The sequence below is a fragment of the Micromonospora sp. BQ32 genome, from assembly GCF_059358895.1.
Genome location: NZ_JCADBI010000027.1, coordinates 1 through 20,120, shown reverse-complemented (window position 1 = coordinate 20,120; position 20,120 = coordinate 1). Strand labels below are relative to the sequence as shown.

Genomic DNA, 20,120 nt, shown 5'->3' with positions numbered 1-20,120 from the left:
CACTCCGGCATCGGCCCGGTCTGAGTCAGCGGGTGGACCGCTGCGTCGGGTCGCTGACGCTGGCCACCGCGGCGCAGGGGTCCGTGCCGGGTGCGACGGCCTGAATCGCCTCGGCGGCGCGGTCGGCGAAGTCACGGAAGGTGACACGCTGCTCCTCCGGCAGCCCGGCCAGCACATGGTCCTCGGCGTGCGCGACCCGCTGCTCCGCGTCGGCGAGGGCCAGCCGCCCGCGCTCGGTGGCCACGATCCGGCGGGCGCGGCGGTCGCGCGGGTCCAGCTGCCGCTCGATGAGGCCGGCGTTCTCCAGGTCGTCGATCACGTATGTCAGCACACTGCGGTCAATCACCAGGCGGGACGCCAGGGCCGCCTGTGTCGGCACCTCTTCGTGGACGACCACGGCCAAGATGTGATATCCGCGACTGCCGTGGGGCAGGTCCTTCAGTGCCTCCTCCACGTACTCGTGCCAGCGGCGCAGCACCATGCCGAGAGACCACCCGAAGTTCGAACCGCGCTGGCGGTCGGCTGCCAGGTCGCACGCGTGGGTGTCGGACATGCGCCAACTCTACCAGGCGGTGTGTTGCCCACTACATAGGTTGTCGACGCAATCATTTGGTGAACATGCTTGTTGAGCTGGCTGCAGTGGCCAGCCCTCAAAGCCGAAAGAGGCACAAGACATGACAACCATTGAAAGCGCCGACGTCGTGGTCGTTGGTGGCGGAACCGCCGGCTCCGTCGTCGTACGGCGGCTCATCGATGCTGGACACCGCGTCACCGTCGTCGAGGCCGGCCCTGCGGACGGGCGGCCCGAAATCGGTAGCCCGTTCGGTGCGGGCGCACTCTTCGCCAGTGAGGTTGACTGGTCGCTGTCCACCGTGCCGCAGCCGCACGCCAACGACCGCGTGCTCTACCAGCCCCGCGGCAAGAGCCTCGGCGGCAGCACAATCCTCAACGGCATGTTGTACATCCGTGGTGCGCACAGCGACTACGACGGGTGGGCCGCGGCCGGCGCGACCGGCTGGTCCTGGCGCGAGGTCGAACCCTACTTCCGTCGGCTCGAGAACTACGACGGGGCGACCGACGGCGCCCGCGGCACCGGCGGCCCGCTGCATGTGCACCGCAACACCGACCCGGACCCCCTGGTAACCGCCTTCGTCGACGCCGCGGTCCAGGCCGGACATCGCTTCAACGACGACTACAACGTCGGGAACAGCCGTGGGGCCAGTTACACCCAGGCCACGGTCGACGGCGGGAACCGGGTAACGGCATGGCGGGCGTACGTGGGCCCGGTAGCCGACTCCCCGCTCCTGCGGGTCATCACCGACGCGCTGGTCACGAAGATCGTCATCGAGAACGGCCGAGCGGTCGGGGTGGAGTACGTCCACGACGGCGAGCGCCACGTCATCCGCGCCGCTAGGGAGGTCGTGCTCTCCGCCGGAACCTTCGGCACGCCCCAGCTCCTCATGCTGTCCGGCATCGGCGCCTCCGCCGAGTTGCGTCAGCACGGCATCGCGGTGGTGGCGGACCTGCCCGGTGTCGGCCGGAACCTCCGCGACCACGTCGGCAGCCCCGTCGTGTGGGAGAGCGGGCGCGCTGTCCCGACACCCCGGATGACCGGCATCGAGGCCCAGGTCATCTCCGACTCCGCAGACACCGGGGCGACCCAGCCCGACCATCAGGCGGTCTTCGTTTCCTTCGTCTACTCCACCATCACGGAGAACCTGCCGGAGCAGGGGTTTACCGCGCTGGCGATCCTGCTGCACCCGCACAGCCAGGGCCAGGTGCGACTGCGCTCCGCGAACCCCGGCGACCCGCTCCTCGTCGACCCCGGCATCCTGTCCGACCCTCGCGACATCGAGGCCATCGTCGACCACCTCGAATCACTGCGCGACATCGCCCGGCACCCCGCGCTCGCTGACTGGATCACCTCCGAGGTCTACCCCGGTCGTGACCGCGTCAGCCGGGACGCACTCCGGGACTATGTCCGGGCCTCGGCGGACAGTGGTCATCACCAGGTCGGCACGGCGCGCATCGGCACCGACCCGCTGGCCGTCGTCGACCCGCAGCTGCTCGTGCACGGCGTCACCGGGCTGCGGGTCGCGGACGCCTCGGTCATGCCGACGACGCCCGCGGGCAACACCGCCGCGGCCACCTTGATGATCGGGGAACGCGCTGCCGATCTCATCCTCGGAACCCGGTGAGCGGGGCGCCCGTCCCGGCAGGACGACTACCCACGCCACAGGCGGTCAGTGCCGCCGACGAGGTCGCCCACCTCGGTCCGGGACGAGACGCCCAGCTTCCGCAGGATGTTCGAGACGTGAACGGCGGCGGTTTTCGGGGATGTAGAGGCGCCGGGCCAGCTCGGTGTTGGTCAGTCCGTCGCTGAGCAGTACTGTCACTTCCCGCTCGCGGGGGGTTAGTACTCCAGCCGCAGTTGCCTGATCTGGAGTTTTGGCAGCTCACCGGCATGATCGATGTCGTAGTTGAGCCTGCCGCGTAGCTGCGAATGTCGATGTTATTCGGTGGGTAGGTTGCGTGGTCGCATCGTCTGTCTGTTGTGGCCAGTCGCAGGGCGGGCAGGCTCCCGTGCTTGTGTTGATCGATGAGATTGTGGACTGGCGGGCCGGTCTGGATGATCTGCTGGCGCGATTCGCGCACCGGTTCGGGCGTGCGGAGCCGCGCCGGCAGGCGCTGAATTTGCCTGGTTGGGTTGCTGTCGCCGCTGGTGGGCAACTCACGCCCGGACGTCCTCGCCGCCAACGCGCCGGCCCTGGCATGGAAGCGTCGCAGCTGCGGCGACGGCGCCAAAGGGCCACGACTCTACGACTGGCCGTGGCCTCCCTGCCCGCTACGGTCGACGGGTACGGCCACTGGCTGCTGATCCGACGCAGCATCACCGACCCCACGGACCTGGCCTACTACCTGCGCCCACGCCTACCTCGCCGTCACCGCCGCCCACGCCAAAAGGGGGCGCCGAATCCGATGACGGCCTCATTCCCCTCACCCTCGGCGAGGTCCGACGTCTCCTGGCACACCTGATCACCACGACTCAGGCCTTCGCCGAAATTCATCGATGGTCACGATGGCGACGCCGACACCAGTACCGCGCCAAAACAGCCTACTGTCAGCGAAGACTCCAACTTCACCAGGTGCGGCTGGAGTACTAGGCGCTCGCCGGCCCGCCGGCTGTGACCCAGGCCACGAACAGCTCGTTCAGTGCCTGGTTACGTCCTACAGGTATGTCCACGCCCCTGATCGCGGTCGGACGCGCAACCACTCGCGTCCGGCCGCGTTTGTCGTTGCCGGGCCGGGCGCTGATCCGGGCGACCGGGACGCTATCTGTCGAATGACTTAACCGGGTCGCGCCCGGTCGGCCGCTGCCCTCGGGCCGCGCGTCCCCGCCTGAGACCCGTGACCGCTCAGACCGGCCCATCACATCGGACTATTGGGACATTTCGGCGCTGCTGCCGGTCCGGCCCCGTCACCCGGCCGAGGGCGAATGACTGATTCGGCCGGCCGCCCGGGCGGCGATTGTGGATCCATCAGCGGCCCGCCGGTCGGACCGCCACCGAATTCATCGAGCACCAGGGAGCCGAGTCCCCATGAAACCCACCATCGTCCTTGTCCACGGTGCCTTCGCCGAGTCCGCCAGCTGGAACGGTGTCATCAGCCGGCTCCGGGCGGCCGGTCACCGCACCATCGCGGCCGCCAACCCGCTGCGCAGTCTCACCTCGGACGCCGCCGCCGTGTCCGGTCTCATCGCCACCATCGAGGGCCCGGTCGTGCTGGTCGGTCACTCGTACGGCGGTGCTGTCGCCTCCAACGCCGCGGTCGGCAACGACAACGTCAAGGCCCTGGTGTACGTGGCCGCGCTGGCCCCGGACAAGGGCGAGACCACGCCGGACCTGCTCGGCAAGTTCCCGGGCGCCACTCTCGGCGATCACCTCTACGAGGTGCCCTTGGCCGACGGGACCGCCGACGTCTATGTCCTCGCGGAGTGCTACCACGAGCACTTCGCTGCCGACCTGCCGTTCGACCAGGCTGAGCTGGCCGCAGTCACGCAGCGCCCTTTCAACACCAACGCCCTCAACGAGGCGTCGGGCGAGCCGGCCTGGAAGACGATTCCGTCCTGGTTCATCTCGCCGGAACGTGACCTGGCCATCCCGCTCGAGACGTTCCGGTTCATGGCCGAGCGGGCCAACGCCCGGGAGTCGGTCGAGGTTGCGGGGGCGTCCCACGCCCTCCCGGCGTCCCAGCCGCAGGCGGTGGCCGACTTCATCCTCCGAGCCGCAGCCGTCGCCTGAGGCTCCACGCTTCCTTCCACCAGTGACCGAACCGAAAGGACAACTGCCATGAGACTCTTCTCGCGTATGTCGAGGCCGATGGCCTCCTGGGCCGCCATCGCCGCAGGCGTTGCCGCCGCAGCGCTCATCGCCGGCTCCGCGCAGGCGGTCACCGGACACCGCCCGTGGGTCAAGCCCACGGTGGTGCTGGTGCACGGCGCGTTCGCCGACTCCTCGAGCTGGAACGGCGTCATCCGGAACCTCAAACGCGACGGCTACCCGGTGGTCGCCGCGGCGAATCCGTTGCGGGGTCTGCACTCGGATGCTGAGTATGTGCGCAGTGTGCTGGCCAGCGTGCCGGGCCCGATCGTGCTGGCCGGCCACTCGTACGGCGGCTCGGTGATGAGTCAGGCCGCTGACGGTGACAAGGACGTCAAGGCGCTGGTGTATATCGCCAGTTTCGCCCTGGACAAGGGCGAGAGCACGTCTGCTCTGGCGGCGAAGTTCCCGGGTGGGCAGTTGGGTGAGGCGCTGAGCCAGGTGCCGGTGACGGTGCCGGGCGCCGGGGTGGGCACGGATCTGTATATCAAGCAGGACCAGTTCCGGCGGGTGTTCGCGGCGGACGTGCCGCGTCGGGAGACGGCGCTGATGGCGGCCACGCAGCGTCCGATCACGGCCGCGGCGCTGGATGAGAAGGCGACGAGGACGGCGTGGAAGTCGATCCGGTCGTGGTTCATGGTGACCCGGCAGGATCTGGCCATCCCGGCGGAGTCGATGCGGTTCATGGCCCAGCGGGCCCAGTCCCGCACGGTGGAGATCAACGCCTCGCACGCGGTGACGGTCTCCGAGCCCGAAGCGGTGGCCGACCTGATCGACGAAGCGGCCCGCGCCACCACCCGCTGAGCCATCGGGGCGGACGCCCGGCATGACGGCCTCACCGGCGGCCGTCATGCCGGGCCGGCCCTTCGGCCGGGTGCGCTTCCGGTGGCGACGGCTCCCAGGCAGACGGAGGGGATGGGCTCGTGCCTGTCACACATGACGATCGAACGGCGCTGTGTTTCGGCGTGCTCGGACCGGTGCGGGTCTGGCGCCGGGGCGCGGAGGTAGATCTCGGTCCCCGCCAGCAACGGCTGATACTGGGTCTGCTGCTGGCCAACGCCGGACAGCCCGTCGGCCTCAGCGACATCGCCGAGGTCCTGTGGGGCCAGCGGCCACCGCGGAGCGCCGTGAATGTCGTGCACCGCTACGTGGGCGCCCTGCGGCGGCTGTTCGAACCCGAGCTGCCGGCCCGGTCCGCCGGGCGCTGGCTGCTGGGCGGCCCCGCCGGTTACCGGTTGCAGGTCGACGCCGACAACCTGGACCTGTTGCGCATGCGGGCGCTGGCCGAGCAGGGCCGGTCGGACCAGGGCGCCGGACGGCTGGCCGAGGCGATGTCGGCCTATGAGGGGGCCCTCGCCCTGTGGCGTGGTCCCTGCGGCGGGGCGACGGACCTCGGGGCGAACGACCACCTGGCGTTCAGCGCCATCGACCACGAATGTGCCGACCTGGCCCGCGAGGCCGCCGCGTTGGCGTTGCGCGTGGACCGGGCCCGGTCCGTGCTGCCCGTGCTGCGGCGCGTGGCGGAGCACCGCCCGTGGGACGAGGCACTCCAAGCCCAGCTCCTGCTCGCGTTGTCCGCGGACGGCCAGCAGGCGGAGGGGATCGCGCTGTACCAGAACGTGCGCCGCCGGCTCGCCGACGAACTGGGCGTGGACCCGGGTCCGGAGCTGCGCGAGGCGTATCAGCTGGTGCTGCGGCAGAGCGCTGCCGGATCCGCGGCGCAGGAGGCCGCCGAGTCCGGGTCCTCCGGTCCGCACCCGGGCCGGGCCCGGACCGCCCGGGCGCCCTCGCTCATCGAGGTGCTGCCCGCGCAATTGCCGGCCGACCTTCCTTACTTCACCGGCCGGGACGAGGCCCAGCGCCGCACGCTCAGCCTGGTCAACGGTCACGTCCTGACGCAGGCATCGATGCCGGTGCTCGCCATCGACGGGATCCCCGGCATCGGGAAGACCTCGCTGGCCATCCACCTCGCCCATCAACTGGCCGACGCGTACCCCGACGGGCAGCTCTATGTCGATCTGCAGGGCTTCGACGCCGAGCAGTCCGTGCTGCATCCGGCCGAGGCCCTGCAGGGCTTCCTCAACGCTCTCGGCGTTCCCGACGCCGACATTCCCGCGAGCCACCACGCCCGGTCCGGCCTGTACCGCAGTGCCCTGGCCGGCCGCCGCGTCCTGGTCGTGCTGGACAACGCCCACAGCGTCGAGCAGGTCCGTCCGCTGCTGCCCGGCGCTCCCGGTTGCCTGGTGCTGGTCACCAGCCGCAAGCGCCTTACCGGGCTGGCCACGGCGCAGGGGGCCCACCTCATGACGCTCGACGTGCTGTCGCCGGAGGATGCGCGTACCTTCTTGACCTCGCGGATCGGCGCGGCGCGCACCGCCGCGGACCCGGCGGCCCTGGCGGAGATCGTCGAACGCTGCGGACGGCTCCCGCTGGCCCTGGCCGTGGTCGCCGGCCGGGCCCTGGCCCATCCGGACCACTCGCTGACCGCCGTCGCCCGTGAGCTGCGCGACGCCCAGGGCAGCCTGGACGGTTTCTCCGACATGGGCAACGACATCCGGGCCATCTTCTCTTGGTCGTACCGGATGCTCGGCACCCGTGCGGCCCGCACATTCCGCCTGCTGTCGCTGCATCCCGGGCCGGACATCACTGTCGCGGCGACGGCCAGTCTGGCCGGGGTGTCGGTGGGCGACGCCCGGCTGCTCGTCAGCGAGCTGGTCCGAACCGGGCTGCTCGCCGAACACACGCCCGGCCGCTTCACCACGCACGACCTCATCCGGGCCTACGCCCAGGAGCTCGTCCAGCTGCACGAGGACGGCGAGGCCAGGGAGCAGGCGTTCGGCCGGCTCGCCAACCACTACCGGCAGACGGCATACGTGGCTGCCACGATGATGACCCCCAGCCTGGCGCTGGACCCGCCGAAGGTGCTGGAGGCGGTGGTCGTCGGCCGGCTGAGCGATGTCACCGGAGCCATCGCCTGGCTCAACGCCGACCGGCACGTCCTCAAGGCCCTGATCCACCGCCTGATCGACGACGGCCACCCGAGGTCGGCCTGGCAGCTGGCGCTGAGTCTGCAGACGTTCTATCAGCACGAGGGCTGGTGGCATGACTGGGCGACGGTGGCCCGGGCCTGCCGGCAAGCGGTCATCACCGCCGGAGACGACATCGGCCGCGCTCAGATGGCGCGGAGCCTGGCCGGCGCCGAGCACGTGCTGGGTGACAACGGCTCCGCGGCGCGGCATCTGCATGAAGCGCTCGACCTGTTCATCGGGCTCGGCTACCGGCCGGAACAGGCTCTGGTGTACCGCAATCTCGGCCAGATCAGCTTCGCGCAGGAGAACTACCCCGATGCCGTGGCCTGGTACGAGCGGGCCCTGCGCCTCTTCGAGTCCCTGGAGGATCTGCCCAACCAGGTCTCCGTGCTGTGCCTTCTCGCCGATGCCTATTCCGGCCTCGGCCGATACGACACCAGCACGGATCTGGCCGAACGGGCCCTGCCGATCGCCGTGGCCCTCGGCGACCTCAACGGCCAGGGTCTGTGTCACGAGACCATGGCCAAGGGCCATCGGGCCCAGAGGAATCTGTCCGCGTCCCGGGCTGGCTACGAGCAGGCGGTGCATATCTACCGGCGTACCGGATGGCGCATGAACTCGGTCGACTGCCTGCGGCAACTGGGCGATACCGCACTGGCCCTGGGCGACCAGGCCGGTGCCCGGGCGGCTTGGCAGGAGGCGCTCGGCCTCCTTCGTCACCTCCGGGTGCCCCAGGTGGCCGAGCTCCAGGATCGCCTGACGAGCCTGGAACAGACCGCGGCCGCTGAAATCCTCCGCCGGAGTTCCATCACGTGAGCGCGGCGGGTTTGTAGATTGCTCTACTTCACGGCTCGGACAGTCACCAGGCCGATCCCCGCGCGGCTCACGCCGCTCTGGTGGAAGCGAGCGCCCGTCCCGACGCTCACGAGCGGCGAGGGCCTGGGGCTCAGATCCGTCGCAGGGCACCTTGACAGGTAGCCGCATATTCATATGCAATATGTTGCATGATGCTAGGCGAGTTCCCCCGATATCCGTTGCTTTTCGGGCCCAGTCCGGTCCACCCGCTGGATCGGCTCAGCGACCATCTCGGCGGGGCCCGGATCTGGGCCAAACGTGAGGACTGCAACAGCGGACTGGCCTTCGGTGGCAACAAAACCCGCAAACTGGAGTATCTGCTGCCGGACGCGCTGGCCCAGAGCGCGGACACCCTGGTCACCATTGGTGGCGTCCAGTCCAACCACACGCGGCAGGTCGCCGCGGTCGCCGCCCGCGCCGGCCTCAAGGCCGTGCTGGTGCAGGAGAGCTGGGTCGACTGGCCCGACCCGGTCAACAACCGGGTGGGCAACATCCTGCTCTCCCGCATCATGGGGGCGGAGGTGCGCCTGGTGCGGGAGGGCTTTGGTATCGGCTTCAAGGACAGCTGGCGCCAGGCCCTCGACGGCGTCCGTGCCGCCGGCGGCAGACCGTACGCGATCCCGGCCGGCGCATCCGACCACCCGCTCGGCGGCCTCGGGTTCGCCAACTGGGCGGCCGAGGTCCAGCAGCAGGAGCGGGAACTCGGCATCTTCTTCGACACCATCGTCGTCTGCAGCGTCACCGGCAGCACCCAGGCCGGGATGATCGCCGGGTTCGCCGGCCAGGACCGGCCTCGCCGGATCCTCGGCATCGACGCCTCGGCGAAGATCGACGAAACCCGGGCCCAGGTCGAGAAGATCGCCCGCAACACCGCGCAACTTATCGGTCTCGACCGCGACCTGCGCGACGACGAGATCACCGTGCTGCCGGGGTGGGCCGGTGATCGCTACGGTATCCCGGTCGACTCCACCGTGGACGCCATCCGGCTCACCGGGCGCCTGGAGGGCATGATCATCGATCCGGTGTACGAGGGGAAGTCGATGGCTGGGCTGATCGACTTAATCCGCAACGGCGACATCCCGAAGGACTCCCACGTGCTCTACGCCCATCTCGGCGGCCAACCGGCCATCAACGCATACAGCAGCGCCTTCGAGTGAGCTCCCGCGGCGGCCAGGTAGGACACCTCGGCTTTACGTGTGTGCCGTATAGGGCAGTCGATCGTACGTCAGATCGGAAGCCGTGACGAGATGGTGGCGTTCGGTTCGGGCGGCGGGTGCAGCGGGGCGGGCGGTACGTGTTGGCCGGCGTGACGCTGGTCGTGGCGGTGTGGGTCTCAGTGGTTTCGCAGTGGGGCGGCCGCGGCCGCCGCGGCCGAGAGGTTCGACGCCAGGTTCTGGTCTGGCCTGCTGCTGGTGATCGTCGCGGTGCTACCTGCGGCGGCGGCCAGGACCGGCGGCCGTAGGGTCAACGCGCAGCGGCAGCGCCTGCCGCTGCGGTGCAACGCTGACGAACACGACATCGGCCGTGCCCGCTTTCGGTGCTGCTGACCGGCGGCACCGCAACGACGTCACGCTAGTCATTGTCCGCCGTGGCACCGCGCACGGCTCAGGGCTCGGCAACCTGCGCTGAGTGGTCGAGCAAAGCTTCGCGTTCTGCATTGGTTCCGGCGGCTAAGCATCCGCTGGGAATCCATAACGATATCCACGAGAGGCCATGCTCAAGCTCGGCTGCGCCCTCATCTGCCGGCGCCGCCTCCGCACCTCGAAAGTCAGGAGTCCGGGGGTGAGGATCGGCGACGTTGCCCGTAGTATTCGGCCGATGGGCGTGCGTGCGGGCAAGATCATCCTGACGGTCGCGCTCGCCGCGACCTTGCTGGGTCCGACGATTGTCGACTTCAACGACAGCCACGTGTTCAACGCGGACTGGCCGCCGCACGCCCGCTACCACGAAGTGATGTTGCTGGCGATCGGGATCGCGATGTCGGTCGTAGGTTTGTGGCTGGTGTGGCGGCGCTCGGCGGACCCGACGACGAGCCTTCGGGTAGCGACGGCCGTGCCGGTCGTGGTGTGGGCTGCGTTCTTTGTGCCGTTGTTCGTGCCAGGCACGAGCGTCGAGGAGTTCCCGGGTGAGGTCGGGCTGCTGTTCGGCATCCCGCTGAACCTGTTTCTGGCCAGCTTGTTCATCGCGCTCACATTGGCTGGCTACTGGTTGTCCACCCGCCAGCCCCGGATCGGTACCCAGCACGGCAGCCGCCGTTCGTGAGGTGGCCTCAGATTCCGAGGGCATGAGGACGCCACTGCATGATCGTCTGTGTTGTGGACAGGGCATCAGACCTTGCGGTCGCCGAGAGCCACAGCGTGGAGCCTGCCCCGGCGACGAACCATCGACCTGCTGACCAGCTCGTTCGCGGGCCGGTTCGCCCGAGTCGAACCCCGCCGGACTGGGGCCCGGTTCCTCATCGGCGTACTCGCCGATCTGGAGATCAAGATCCGCTGGCAGGTGGCGGAGCAGGCCGGGCATACCTGGGGCGGCCCGGGCAGGCGTCGTCCGCCAAGCTTGGGGAAAGGGTCTGATTGCAGGGCGCGAGGAGGCGAGGCGGCGAAACGGAACTGTCCTCAATCTCAAGACCCTTCCACCGGGACCCGCTTCATCTGGGTCCGCTCGGGCTCGCCCCGCTGCGCCAGGCGCTTGCTCGCCTCTGCGGCCTCGGCATGGCGCGATCTGGGCCCTCAGAGGTGAACTTCGAGCTGCCCCGTCCGTCAGCTGTTTCGTGATCCTGCGGTGGTTTCTGCGTGGCGGCGCCGCCCTTTTCCTTGCCGTCCTGGTGGCGGTCAGCGCGATCTATGCTTGGCCGCTCGGCCTCGACGAGGGCGCTGCCCATCCCGTCTCGTTCACCGAGGCGCAGACGTGCGTCGCTCACACGTTCGCGCGGGACGAGGCTGATTCGGCGGTAACTGCCGGGTGCCGTACACGGGCTCTGGTCCATCCCGGGCGCGCGGCCAAGGCCGTGCTGATGCTGCACGGTGATACCGAATGCCCGGCCCAGTTCTCGTCGCTGGCCCAGCGTTACTACGCCCAGGGCTACGACGTGTTCGTTCCGCGCGCGCCCCGGCACGGTGTCACGGACCCGAAGGCGCGGGCGGCGTTGCACGTCGACGAGCTTCTCGCGTACGCCTCGGAATCTCTGGACCTTGCGGTCGGCCTCGGCGACGAGGCCGGGCTGGTCGGTATCTCGGGCGGCGCCGCGCTGGCGACCTGGCTGACGGCGCATCGGCCGTTGGCCCGTCTGCTGGCCCTGTCACCGATTTATGCCCCGTCCGCGTCGCAGGCGCCGGCATGGCAGGTGAAGCCGGTGATCGTGCTGTACGGCAATCGGCTGCTGCCCGACCACTTCAACAGCAGCGGCTTCTCGCACGCGCCCCTGTCGCAGTACCTGCGGATTGCCCGCACCCTCGACGGCGAGCCGAGGCGGGCGCCGAAGTCGGTCGGCTTGGTCACCTCGGAAGCCGACACCTTCATCGATCTCAATCGGACCGCCGTGGTGACGTCGTCGCTGGGCCGGTCGAGCAGCTTCGTCGTCCCCGCCTCCTGGGGTATCGGCCACAACATCGCCACCCCGGTGCGCTCGGCCCCCATGCCGAGGCTCTGGAGACGACCTACCTCGAGCTGTGCGAGGGCAGGATCGCCGCACTCTGATGGGAGTGGGCGCCAGGTGTCATGGTGACGGCCATCCCATCTTCGTCAACTTGTCCATGTCGGTGATCCCGGAGGCCACTACTTCGCTGATCTCTCTTAGCGTCGTCTGCTGCTCTCGCGTGAGGCGGTCGAACATCAGGGCACGAACCCGCTCGACGTGGAAGGGGGCGGCCTGCCGGACCCGCTCCATGCCTTCGTCGGTGAGTTCGGCCAGTTGCCCTCGCCCGTCCACGTCGGCAGGCACCCGGCTGACCCAGCCCTCCTTCACCAGCCGGTCGACAGCGTGGCTCAGCCTGCTGCGGTCGAAGACGCACGCGGCCGCCAGGGTGGCCATCCGCATCGAGCGCCCGGGAGCCTCCGACAGCCGGGTAAGGATTTCGTAGTAGGCGAAAGAAAGATCTGAATCCTGTTTCAGGTCCCGCTCCAGCCGATCGAACAACAGTCTGCTGGCCATCAGGAAGCTGCGCCACGTCCGCTGCTCCTCGTCGTCCAGCCACCGGCTCTCCGTCATCTCTCGACCTCGCACAGGTAGTTGAAAGTTCGAGCACCGATGGTATCGTTGCCATCGAGCTGAATATTCAACTACCTGATGAGGTGCATCATGGGCCGGTTGAAGGAAAAAGTGGCGATCGTTACCGGCGCGGCCGGCAGTCTCGGGCTCGCCGGGGTGCGGGCCATGGCTGCCGAAGGCGCCCGGATGGTCCGGGACTGGTCCCGCCGCCTGCCGCGCCACAACCTTCCGGCGACGTGACGCGCCCGAGGGTCGCGCCGGCGCAGTTGCTGCCGGGCTCCCAGATGCTGCCCTATGTCGGAGAGCCGGCCGATGTGGCCGGCGCGGTGGTGTTCCTCGTATCGGACGAGTCGAGATTTGTCACCGGTCAGCGGGTCAACGTCGAAGGTGGAGCGACGGGCCACCTTCGACGCTTTCGGACCGTCGCAGAGCGGCCGAGGTCTGAGAGGTCGGCAAACCATTCGAAATTTGCAATCAACTAAAGAGGTAACCCGTTGTTCGGGGGTGAGACTTTTATGTCCGCCCCCTCATCATGCTGGCCTTGCTCGCGTCTTCAGCGACGCGTCTTACGGTCGGGTGCACGGGCGGCTTTCGATCGCGTCGGATACGGATGAAAGTGTCCGGTGTTCAGGCTCGTTCAAGACTTGGCCGGTGTAGTTACTCACAAGACTATGGCCAATGTTTTCTTGCGCTCCACAGTGTCCGGTAGTAATTTTTCGAATCACGAACGGCTGACCCAAAGCGCAGTCGGCGCCCGCGCTTCGCTCCGGGTTGGGTAGAGCGAAATTGCCGGGCAACAGCGATCAAGGTGGTAATTGGTATGGACCTGCAAGTACCCGTTCCGGCTGAGGACGACCCGATCTGGACCGCCGCGCGAGGTTTCGTGGTGCGCAAGGAGGAGGGCCCGCTCAAACTCCTCAACGGCGGTGGGGAGAAGGCCAAGGTCAAGGTGACCGGCGAACAGACCGGCGGTCAGCTCAGTCTGATGGAGATGGACGTCGCGCCCGGCTTTGGCAACTTCCCGCACGCCCATGGGGCTGAGGACGAGGCCTTCTACATCGCGTCCGGGGAGTTCCGCTTCGTCAACGGCGCCGGAACCTTCGAGGCCGGTGCGGGCGACTTTGTGTACATCCCCCGGCTCACCCGGCACGGGTTCAAGAACATCGGCGCGGACACGGGCACCCTGATGGTGTTCTACACGCCGGCCGGGGCCGAGCAGTTCTTCCTCAAGTACGCCGACGATCCCGACCCGGCCGGCAACCCGCCGCCGGAATGGACGCAGGAGCGATTCGAGGCGATGGGGGAGGCCCTCAAGGTTCACAACATGATCTTGCTGCCGAAGGGCGACGACTGGGCCTGATCGCCAATCAGGCCGACGCACCACATGAGGAGAGTGAGCTTTGAAAAAGCAATATCGCCAGCACGAGACCACGGCGAACGGCATCCGGGTGGCTTACATCGACGAGGGCGTCGGTCCACTCGTCGTCCTGTTGCACGGCTGGCCGGAGAGCAGCTACTCGTGGCATCACCAGATCGAGGCCCTTACGGCCAACGGCTACCGCGTGATCGCACCTGACCTACGAGGCTTCGGAAACAGCGACCATCCCGCCGAGGCCGACGCCTACACGGTTCTGCACTTCGTCGGGGATCTCGTCGCGCTTCTGGCCCATGTCGAGGCTGACCAAGCGGTCATCGTCGGGCACGACTGGGGCAGCGTGACCGCGTGGGGCACCGCCATGATGCGACCCGACCTCGTTCGCGGTGTTATCGGAATCAGCGGGCCGCCGCAGATTCCCCGGGGTCCCGCCGGCATGCTCACAGTCTCGCGAGACATGTTCACCGACGGCAGGCGGTTCTACCTCGACTACATCCGAGACGTCGGACCGGTCGACACGGAGTTCGACCGCGACCCGCGGGCTACTCTGCGCGGCGCGTTCGACGTACTTCAGTACGGCTATGAGGTAGGCGAGACCGATGAGCGCATGATCGTGCAGCCGGGCCACGGACTGCTCGACACCTGGCCCGATCCCGGGCGTCTGCCCGACTGGATGTCCGAGCGATATTTCGACCTGCTCGCGGACTCCTTCGACAAGTACGGATTCACGGCGTCGCTCAACTTCTACCGCAACCTGGATCGCACGTGGGAACTGACCGCGCCCTTCGAGACGGTCAAGCTCTCCATGCCCTCGATGCTGCTCCTGGGTGAGAAGGACGTGGTTCGCTCGATGTTCGACTATCAGGATTTCGTCAAGGTCCTGACGAAGAATCACCCCGGATTCCGCGGCACCACCATTATTTCCGGGGCAGGGCACTGGGTGCCGGAGGAACAGCCACAGGCCGTGACAGACGCCATCCTGGCGTTCATCAAGGACCTTCCGTAACCGGGCGAAGCGAGAATCATGCAACTCACTGACTATCGCACCTTCGGCAGGACCGGTTTGCGCGTCAGTCCGATCACCCTCGGGACGATGAATTTCGGCGACCCGACGTGGGGCGCGGACGTGAGGACGTCCGAAGCGATCATCGACCGTTACCTCGACGCCGGCGGCAACACGCTGGACACCGCCAACGGGTACACGGAAGGGCGCTCGGAGGAATCGATTGGCGGCTTCTTCGCCAAGCGTCCCGGCCGGCGTGACCGTGTCGTCTTGGCGACGAAGTTCGCCGGTAGCATGTTCCCGGGCGACCCCAACGGTGGTGGGGCCGGACGCAAGGCGATCATGCACCAGGTGGATGCCTCGCTGGGTCGCCTCGGCACGGATTACATCGACCTCTACTGGCTGCACAACCTGGATCCGCACACCCCGTTGGAAGAGACTCTCGGCACGCTCGAGGATCTGGTTCGCGCCGGAAAGATCCGGTACATCGGGCTGTCGGACACCCCCGCCTGGGCGGTCGCGCGAATGGTGACCATCTCCGAACTGCGTGGGTGGAGCGCTATCGCCGGTATCCAGGTGGAGTATTCGCTGCTGGAGCGCACGGTCGAGGGCGAGCTGTTCGCGGCCGTACGGGCGCTCGGCCTGGGTGTCACCCCGTGGAGCCCGCTCAGCGGAGGCGTGCTGTCCGGCAAATACACCCGGACCGTTCATCGGCCGGCTGATTCCGGCCGGGCCACCACGGGCAAGTCCGAGGCGCTGCCGGAGTCCACGTACGTGCTCCTCGACGAGTTGACGGACATCGCGAAGAAGTTGAAGACCTCGGTCGCGTCCGTCGCCCTCGCGTGGGTGTGCGGGCGGGAAGAGGTGACGACGACGATCACCGGCGCCCGTACGGTCGAGCAGTTGGAGGCGAACCTCGCCTCGCTGGAGGTCGAGATCCCGGCAGAGGACCTGGCCCGGCTCGATGAGCTGACCAAGGTGAAACTCCCGTTCCCGTTCCCGATGCTCGAGTCGACGGTTCCGCTTTGGCATCATGCGGGCGCGACGATCAACGGCGTGGTCGGTCCACCCCGGCAGTGCTGAGACAGAGCAATGTTTGAGATAAAGAGGCCCGGCGCCGGCGATTTTTCGCCGGCGCCGGGCGCTATCCGGTCATGATCGGGCCTCCTCCGGGGAGGACGCTCGATCTGGCACGCGTCGATCGGCCGGAGCCAGGAGATCTCGAATTCCAGGTACTGGCTGAACCTCTTCCATGTGCCTGATCAAGTCGGCTCCGCTTGGCCATCGCTCGTTGTAGGTGTAGACGCCGGGGTGCTTGTCGCTGACGTGGACCACGTACTGCTCGGAGCGATGCAGGGGGACGGCTGCCTCGTACATCGCCGCTAATGCTCTGACCGGAAACGTTGGCCGGGTTGGGGTCAGGCCGCGCGGGTAGCGGGTTGGCCCCAGCGGTGTTGGCGTTCGCTGCGGACGCGCGCGCGTCCGCAGCGTTGAGCGGCCAGGACGTCAGGGTGGCGGGCCCCGGCGTCGCGGTATGGATGCGTTCCTCACCTGGGCCGCGATCGCCGAGAGGCGCCGTCCGGGCTGCGTGTGGCGACCCTTTAGGCATCACCGATGGGCCGGCCGGTCTACGAGCGTCAGGGTTCCCGGACCGTCGTGAGGTGCGAGTTGTTCCGTCCGGCCTGATGTCCTCGATCGCCGCCGATGCGGGGGCCGGGCACAGCCTCACTGCACCCGGCGCGCCGCCTCAGGAGGTGGGGAAGTCGGCTCCCCGGGAGAGCGCTTCGGAGGAGCGGACATCGTCGAGGGTTTCCTTCAGCGTGGAGACGACCGCGTCGAATCCGGCGCTGCCGAGGACCAGCCGGTGGGGAGGCGTCTCCTGAGACATGGCGGCGATCACCGCGCGAGCCCCGCGGGCTGGGTCACCGGGCTGGTTGCCGTTCTGTTCGATCATGACGCCCCGTACCTTCTCGAGGGTCGGCAGATATTCCGGGATGGTCTCCTTGACGGCTTCGTCGGCGAAGCCGGTGTAGGCGCGGGTGCGGAAGGCGCCCGGCTCGACCGCCATCACTCGGATGCCCAGCGGTTCTACCTCTCCGCGCAGCACCTCGGTGGTCGCTTCGAGGGCGTACTTGGAGGCGCTGTAATAGCCGAATCCTTCGATGCCGCGCAGTCCGGCGACTGAGGACATGTTGATGATCCATCCGCTGCCTCGTGCCCGCATGCCGGGTAGGACCGCACGAAGGACCGTCAGGACGGCGAAGTAGTTCAGCTCGAACATGCGCCGGACGTCGGCGTCGGCCATGCCCTCGATCGACCCGAACCAGCCGCGGCCCGCATTGTTGACCAGCACATCGATACCGCCGAAGTGCTCCTCGGCAGCACGCACCGATTCTTCGACCAGCTTCGGATCGGTGACGTCGAGCGGCAGGACCAGGACCCGCTCGCCGTACGGCTGTGCCCACGACTGAAGTTCTTCGGGCCGTCTGGCGGTCAACGCAACGCGGTCGCCGTTTTCCAGGGCGGCCTCGGCGTAGGCCATGCCGAACCCGCCCGGCGTGCCGCCAGTGATGAACCAGGTGTTCATTTCGGTTGATCCTTGCTTTCAGGGAAGGGACCTTCTCTCGGCCGTTTCCGATCCCGCTGACCGAAGCGGCCTGGTGACAACGGTTGGCCTTCTCCCAGGGAGAGGGTCAAGGTTGACGAGTGTGACCGTGCTCGCTGTAACCACGGGGTTCGGAGCGCCTCCGACGGGTGACGGCAGCCGGCCCGCGTGGCGAGCGCTGAACTTGCTGACCCGGGTTCCGTTTGTCAGGTGAGGATGGTCAGTCCTCGTGGTGGTCGTCGCTGGATTTGTTGTCGCGGAGCGTTGCCGGCGCCGCGGGTCATTCCGGCCGATGGTGAGGTGGCGCGGGTAGTCCCGTGCAGTTGCAGGAGGCGGCGAGCTCCTGGTTGAGTGCTATCGCGTTGAATTCCGACGGCATTCTGCTGCATGGCGGTTGGCTGCGTATTTTCGGTGGCGCGTCGTGTGCTGAGATGGGTCTTCCCAGCATTGGGCAGGAAAATGGTTTCGCGTTTGATGGGATCCAGGTAGATGCCGACGCAGGGTGTGATCGTAGCCCAGCACGTCTTGGGTGGTGTGTTTTTCGTCAATGGTGCGCGACGCGGCTCGGTGTGCCCGGTGGGGTGCTCTAGATCCGTCGTCCTTGCGTTGGACGAGGATGAGAATGTCGCACAGCGAGTGGCTGACGTGGTGCCTGTCCGGCGATCGTCGCGCCAGGGTTCAGTGACGGGAGCTGGTTAATCTCCTGGTCTCGGCGTACCTGCTCCGCCTAGACGACGGCCGGAACGTCTTGGTGGACACCGGGATGAATCGGCTGCACATCAAGGACCCGCTCGTGGCCTGGCGCGGCACCGCCATGGCCGGTGCTTTTCGGCCGTCGATGACCCAGGAGAACGACCTGGAGCGGCAGCTGCGCCTGCCCCACCTGCGCCCGTACTCGGGTTGGTGCCGCGTACCTGATCACCGGGGCGCTCAGTGACCGATACGGCCGGCGACCCCTGATGTTCGGCGCTGTGCTGGCCGCGTTCGCCGCGAGTGTCACGCTCGCGCTACGGTCATGATGGCGCCAATGTTCGTCAGCCCTTGAATTGACGCGGCAGGCCGGAGGCCACGGAAATCGAAACCTCGGCGTTGCTTCTTCGGTCGATTCACTTGTGCCGACGGGTTTCGGGCCTCTGGTTCAAGGCAACGCCTGCTTCGGCGCCGGTCCCCACCATGAATGAAACGGTCCCGACGACCGCCATTGATCGCCGGGACCGTCGGCTGGATGCCGTCGCGGGTCAGACCGCTAGCCCACGCTTCAACGCAGTCGTGATCCGCACGACGCGTTCGGCCTGGTGACGAGCAGCGTTGCGGGTGTCGTCGTTGATCGAGCCGAGGTTGGGGCCGAACTCGGCGTGGTGCGAAGTGCCGTACGGGTTGCCGTCGACGAACTTCACCGGGTCGGTGTATCCGGGCGGCACGATGATGCCGCCGAAGTGGTAAATACTGTTGTAGATCGCCAGCAGGGTGGACTCGTGCCCGCCGTGCCGGGTGCCGGTTGAGGTGAAGCCACTGTAGACCTTGTCAGCGAGCTGTCCGGCCGACCACAGCGGCGACAGGGTGTCGAGGAACTGCTTGAGCTGAGCGGCGACGTTGCCGAACCGGGTCGGCGAGCCGAGAATGATCGCGTCTGCCCACGCGACATCGTCGAGCGTGGGGGCTGGGATCTCGTTCGTGGCATCGTGGTGCGCGGCCCAGAGTTCATTCGCGTCGATCACGGCTTGCGGCGCCAGCTCGGCGGCTTTGCGGACACGAACGACGGCGCCGGCGGATTCCGCTGCTTTGACCATCTCGTTGGCGATCGCCGTGCCGGTTCCGGTCGACGAGTAGTAGATCAAAGCAAGCTTCACTGGGTCGGACATGGCAAATGTTCCTCTCGAACGAACCGAATCGGCTGCGTCATGGCGTCGTCCGCAGCTTGATGCTCAGGGCCATGGTAGGCACCCGGAGGTGACACGTCACCTAAAAATGACGCGCGACACATCGCTTAATGTGTCTGTTGCGGTGCCGTCCAGGCTCCACCCAGTGCTGTGACCATCAACGTTGACCGGGTGACGACCCGGTCTGGGTTGCCGGCGAGGTGCTCGGCGAGTTTGCGGATGATCCACCTCGTGAACGGGCGCCCGAGCTTCATCGGGTGGGTGTTGGCCGTCGTGACGATGGAAGCCTCATCGTCAGGACTGATCTGGTGGGGGCGGCCACCCGCCCACTGAGGGTCCAGGCTGGGCCTCCCCTGCCGCGCGGAGTCCTCGCCCGCCTACACGAGGCGGGCGATCGTTGGCACGGTGTTCCCTTTGGCCGAGGCGAGCACGGCCATCGCCCGCCGCAGCTGCACAACCGAGCCGCTACCGCGACGCAACAGGCGTTGCAACCGCTGACCCTTTTGATCACTTAATCGGCGTATTCAAACGAAGTGTGAGGTGACAGTTCACGGATAAAAGCGAACGGCCGGCCGTCCACTGAAACCGCGTCAGTCGATGCGAAGCGCCGGGACGGGCCGCCCCGGGCCATCCGAAGGAAAGGTTATACCGGACGCGGGCCACGGCCTCTACGCCTCGGCGGATGCGCCCCGCTTGCCCGCCCTGGGGGTCGTCTCCTGGTCCTGGATGCTCTCCAGTACCGCCTCCGACAGGGCGGCCAGGGTGTCTATCTGACGTGGGCTGAGCG

20 protein-coding genes and 2 pseudogenes are annotated in these 20,120 nt (G+C 67.7%); 15 read left to right on the top strand and 7 right to left on the bottom strand.

The genetic code is table 11. The features are described 5' to 3' along the window. Nucleotides 1-25: 25 nt before the first annotated feature. Nucleotides 26-553: a MarR family winged helix-turn-helix transcriptional regulator gene (locus AC5L30_RS31355; RefSeq protein WP_494871741.1), complete on the bottom strand. Its 528-nt coding sequence runs from the start codon at nucleotides 551-553 to the stop codon at nucleotides 26-28. Between the two features lie 121 nt (nucleotides 554-674). Here AC5L30_RS31355 and AC5L30_RS31350 point away from each other — a divergent pair, with 121 nt between their 5' ends. Then, the gene (locus AC5L30_RS31350; protein ID WP_494871739.1) at nucleotides 675-2,198 is read left to right on the top strand and encodes a GMC family oxidoreductase; all 1,524 of its coding nucleotides are present in this window, start codon (nucleotides 675-677) and stop codon (nucleotides 2,196-2,198) included. A 26-nt stretch (nucleotides 2,199-2,224) separates the two neighbouring features. On the opposite strand, the gene AC5L30_RS31345 is transcribed toward AC5L30_RS31350, so the two are convergent. Next, nucleotides 2,225-2,305, bottom strand: coding sequence for a hypothetical protein (locus tag AC5L30_RS31345; protein WP_494871794.1), 81 nt, complete (start codon nucleotides 2,303-2,305; stop codon nucleotides 2,225-2,227). A 447-nt stretch (nucleotides 2,306-2,752) separates the two neighbouring features. On the opposite strand from AC5L30_RS31345, the pseudogene AC5L30_RS31340 reads away from it, so the two are divergent. The 7 genes and pseudogenes from AC5L30_RS31340 to AC5L30_RS31310 all read left to right on the top strand — a co-directional run. Next, a pseudogene (locus AC5L30_RS31340) lies at nucleotides 2,753-2,922 on the top strand (IS701 family transposase); the annotation flags it as partial. Nucleotides 2,923-3,599: 677 nt separating this feature from the next. Beyond that, nucleotides 3,600-4,301 carry an alpha/beta fold hydrolase gene (locus AC5L30_RS31335; protein WP_494871737.1) on the top strand — a complete coding sequence of 234 codons (702 nt, stop codon included), beginning with the start codon at nucleotides 3,600-3,602 and terminating at the stop codon, nucleotides 4,299-4,301. 48 nt (nucleotides 4,302-4,349) lie between these two features. Beyond that, entirely contained in the window at nucleotides 4,350-5,183 is an 834-nt protein-coding gene (locus tag AC5L30_RS31330) for an alpha/beta fold hydrolase (RefSeq protein WP_494871736.1), read from the top strand. A gap of 119 nt (nucleotides 5,184-5,302) precedes the next feature. Next, nucleotides 5,303-8,224 carry an AfsR/SARP family transcriptional regulator gene (locus AC5L30_RS31325; protein ID WP_494871734.1) on the top strand — a complete coding sequence of 974 codons (2,922 nt, stop codon included), beginning with the start codon at nucleotides 5,303-5,305 and terminating at the stop codon, nucleotides 8,222-8,224. 188 nt (nucleotides 8,225-8,412) lie between these two features. Continuing rightward, nucleotides 8,413-9,420, top strand: a complete 1,008-nt coding sequence (locus AC5L30_RS31320; RefSeq protein WP_494871732.1) for a 1-aminocyclopropane-1-carboxylate deaminase — start codon at nucleotides 8,413-8,415, stop codon at nucleotides 9,418-9,420. Nucleotides 9,421-10,081: 661 nt separating this feature from the next. Next, nucleotides 10,082-10,525: a DUF6640 family protein gene (locus tag AC5L30_RS31315; protein ID WP_494871731.1), complete on the top strand. Its 444-nt coding sequence runs from the start codon at nucleotides 10,082-10,084 to the stop codon at nucleotides 10,523-10,525. A 508-nt stretch (nucleotides 10,526-11,033) separates the two neighbouring features. Next, nucleotides 11,034-11,987, top strand: a complete 954-nt coding sequence (locus AC5L30_RS31310; protein WP_494871730.1) for an alpha/beta hydrolase — start codon at nucleotides 11,034-11,036, stop codon at nucleotides 11,985-11,987. Here the strand turns inward: AC5L30_RS31310 and AC5L30_RS31305 are convergent. Then, nucleotides 11,979-12,470, bottom strand: coding sequence for a MarR family winged helix-turn-helix transcriptional regulator (locus AC5L30_RS31305; RefSeq protein ID WP_494871728.1), 492 nt, complete (start codon nucleotides 12,468-12,470; stop codon nucleotides 11,979-11,981). The genes AC5L30_RS31310 and AC5L30_RS31305 overlap by 9 nt on opposite strands. Before the next feature lie 90 nt (nucleotides 12,471-12,560). Between AC5L30_RS31305 and AC5L30_RS31300 the strand changes: the two genes are divergently transcribed. The 5 genes from AC5L30_RS31300 to AC5L30_RS31280 all read left to right on the top strand — a co-directional run bounded on the left by AC5L30_RS31300 (nucleotide 12,561) and on the right by AC5L30_RS31280 (nucleotide 15,931). Beyond that, nucleotides 12,561-12,710, top strand: coding sequence for a hypothetical protein (locus tag AC5L30_RS31300; RefSeq protein ID WP_494871726.1), 150 nt, complete (start codon nucleotides 12,561-12,563; stop codon nucleotides 12,708-12,710). Nucleotides 12,711-12,754: 44 nt separating this feature from the next. After that, nucleotides 12,755-12,952, top strand: coding sequence for an SDR family oxidoreductase (locus tag AC5L30_RS31295; RefSeq protein ID WP_494871792.1), 198 nt, complete (start codon nucleotides 12,755-12,757; stop codon nucleotides 12,950-12,952). Nucleotides 12,953-13,356: 404 nt separating this feature from the next. Next, nucleotides 13,357-13,830, top strand: coding sequence for a cupin domain-containing protein (locus AC5L30_RS31290; protein WP_494871724.1), 474 nt, complete (start codon nucleotides 13,357-13,359; stop codon nucleotides 13,828-13,830). 40 nt (nucleotides 13,831-13,870) lie between these two features. Next, nucleotides 13,871-14,851 (top strand): alpha/beta fold hydrolase, encoded by a 981-nt coding sequence (locus AC5L30_RS31285; protein WP_494871723.1) that lies wholly within the window; start codon nucleotides 13,871-13,873, stop codon nucleotides 14,849-14,851. 18 nt (nucleotides 14,852-14,869) lie between these two features. Further along, nucleotides 14,870-15,931, top strand: a complete 1,062-nt coding sequence (locus tag AC5L30_RS31280; RefSeq protein WP_494871721.1) for an aldo/keto reductase — start codon at nucleotides 14,870-14,872, stop codon at nucleotides 15,929-15,931. Nucleotides 15,932-16,266: 335 nt separating this feature from the next. Here the strand turns inward: AC5L30_RS31280 and AC5L30_RS31275 are convergent. Beyond that, nucleotides 16,267-16,383: pseudogene (locus tag AC5L30_RS31275) on the bottom strand (integrase); the annotation flags it as partial. Nucleotides 16,384-16,595: 212 nt separating this feature from the next. Continuing rightward, nucleotides 16,596-17,435, bottom strand: coding sequence for an SDR family NAD(P)-dependent oxidoreductase (locus AC5L30_RS31270; protein ID WP_494871719.1), 840 nt, complete (start codon nucleotides 17,433-17,435; stop codon nucleotides 16,596-16,598). Between the two features lie 335 nt (nucleotides 17,436-17,770). On the opposite strand from AC5L30_RS31270, the gene AC5L30_RS31265 reads away from it, so the two are divergent. Then, nucleotides 17,771-18,043: a DUF2625 family protein gene (locus tag AC5L30_RS31265; protein ID WP_494871718.1), complete on the top strand. Its 273-nt coding sequence runs from the start codon at nucleotides 17,771-17,773 to the stop codon at nucleotides 18,041-18,043. Between the two features lie 173 nt (nucleotides 18,044-18,216). Continuing rightward, a complete protein-coding gene (locus AC5L30_RS31260; protein ID WP_494871716.1) occupies nucleotides 18,217-18,390 on the top strand; it encodes a hypothetical protein in 174 nt (57 codons plus the stop codon). A gap of 301 nt (nucleotides 18,391-18,691) precedes the next feature. On the opposite strand, the gene wrbA is transcribed toward AC5L30_RS31260, so the two are convergent. Together wrbA and AC5L30_RS31250 are read right to left on the bottom strand one after the other, a co-directional pair. Beyond that, entirely contained in the window at nucleotides 18,692-19,315 is a 624-nt protein-coding gene (gene wrbA, locus AC5L30_RS31255; RefSeq protein ID WP_494871714.1) for an NAD(P)H:quinone oxidoreductase type IV, read from the bottom strand. A 125-nt stretch (nucleotides 19,316-19,440) separates the two neighbouring features. Beyond that, entirely contained in the window at nucleotides 19,441-19,638 is a 198-nt protein-coding gene (locus tag AC5L30_RS31250; RefSeq protein WP_494871790.1) for a hypothetical protein, read from the bottom strand. Nucleotides 19,639-20,120: the final 482 nt, after the last annotated feature.

What these genes read in the sequence shown, in the direction of transcription:
- AC5L30_RS31355 (WP_494871741.1), bottom strand. Translation starts at nt 553, where the DNA reads ATGTCCGACACCCACGCGTGCGACCTGGCAGCCGACCGCCAGCGCGGT.
- AC5L30_RS31350 (WP_494871739.1), top strand. Translation starts at nt 675, where the DNA reads ATGACAACCATTGAAAGCGCCGACGTCGTGGTCGTTGGTGGCGGAACC.
- AC5L30_RS31335 (WP_494871737.1), top strand. Translation starts at nt 3,600, where the DNA reads ATGAAACCCACCATCGTCCTTGTCCACGGTGCCTTCGCCGAGTCCGCC.
- AC5L30_RS31330 (WP_494871736.1), top strand. Translation starts at nt 4,350, where the DNA reads ATGAGACTCTTCTCGCGTATGTCGAGGCCGATGGCCTCCTGGGCCGCC.
- AC5L30_RS31320 (WP_494871732.1), top strand. Translation starts at nt 8,413, where the DNA reads ATGATGCTAGGCGAGTTCCCCCGATATCCGTTGCTTTTCGGGCCCAGT.
- AC5L30_RS31315 (WP_494871731.1), top strand. Translation starts at nt 10,082, where the DNA reads ATGGGCGTGCGTGCGGGCAAGATCATCCTGACGGTCGCGCTCGCCGCG.
- AC5L30_RS31305 (WP_494871728.1), bottom strand. Translation starts at nt 12,470, where the DNA reads ATGACGGAGAGCCGGTGGCTGGACGACGAGGAGCAGCGGACGTGGCGC.
- AC5L30_RS31300 (WP_494871726.1), top strand. Translation starts at nt 12,561, where the DNA reads ATGGGCCGGTTGAAGGAAAAAGTGGCGATCGTTACCGGCGCGGCCGGC.
- AC5L30_RS31295 (WP_494871792.1), top strand. Translation starts at nt 12,755, where the DNA reads ATGCTGCCCTATGTCGGAGAGCCGGCCGATGTGGCCGGCGCGGTGGTG.
- AC5L30_RS31280 (WP_494871721.1), top strand. Translation starts at nt 14,870, where the DNA reads ATGCAACTCACTGACTATCGCACCTTCGGCAGGACCGGTTTGCGCGTC.
- AC5L30_RS31270 (WP_494871719.1), bottom strand. Translation starts at nt 17,435, where the DNA reads ATGAACACCTGGTTCATCACTGGCGGCACGCCGGGCGGGTTCGGCATG.
- AC5L30_RS31260 (WP_494871716.1), top strand. Translation starts at nt 18,217, where the DNA reads ATGAATCGGCTGCACATCAAGGACCCGCTCGTGGCCTGGCGCGGCACC.
- wrbA (WP_494871714.1), bottom strand. Translation starts at nt 19,315, where the DNA reads ATGTCCGACCCAGTGAAGCTTGCTTTGATCTACTACTCGTCGACCGGA.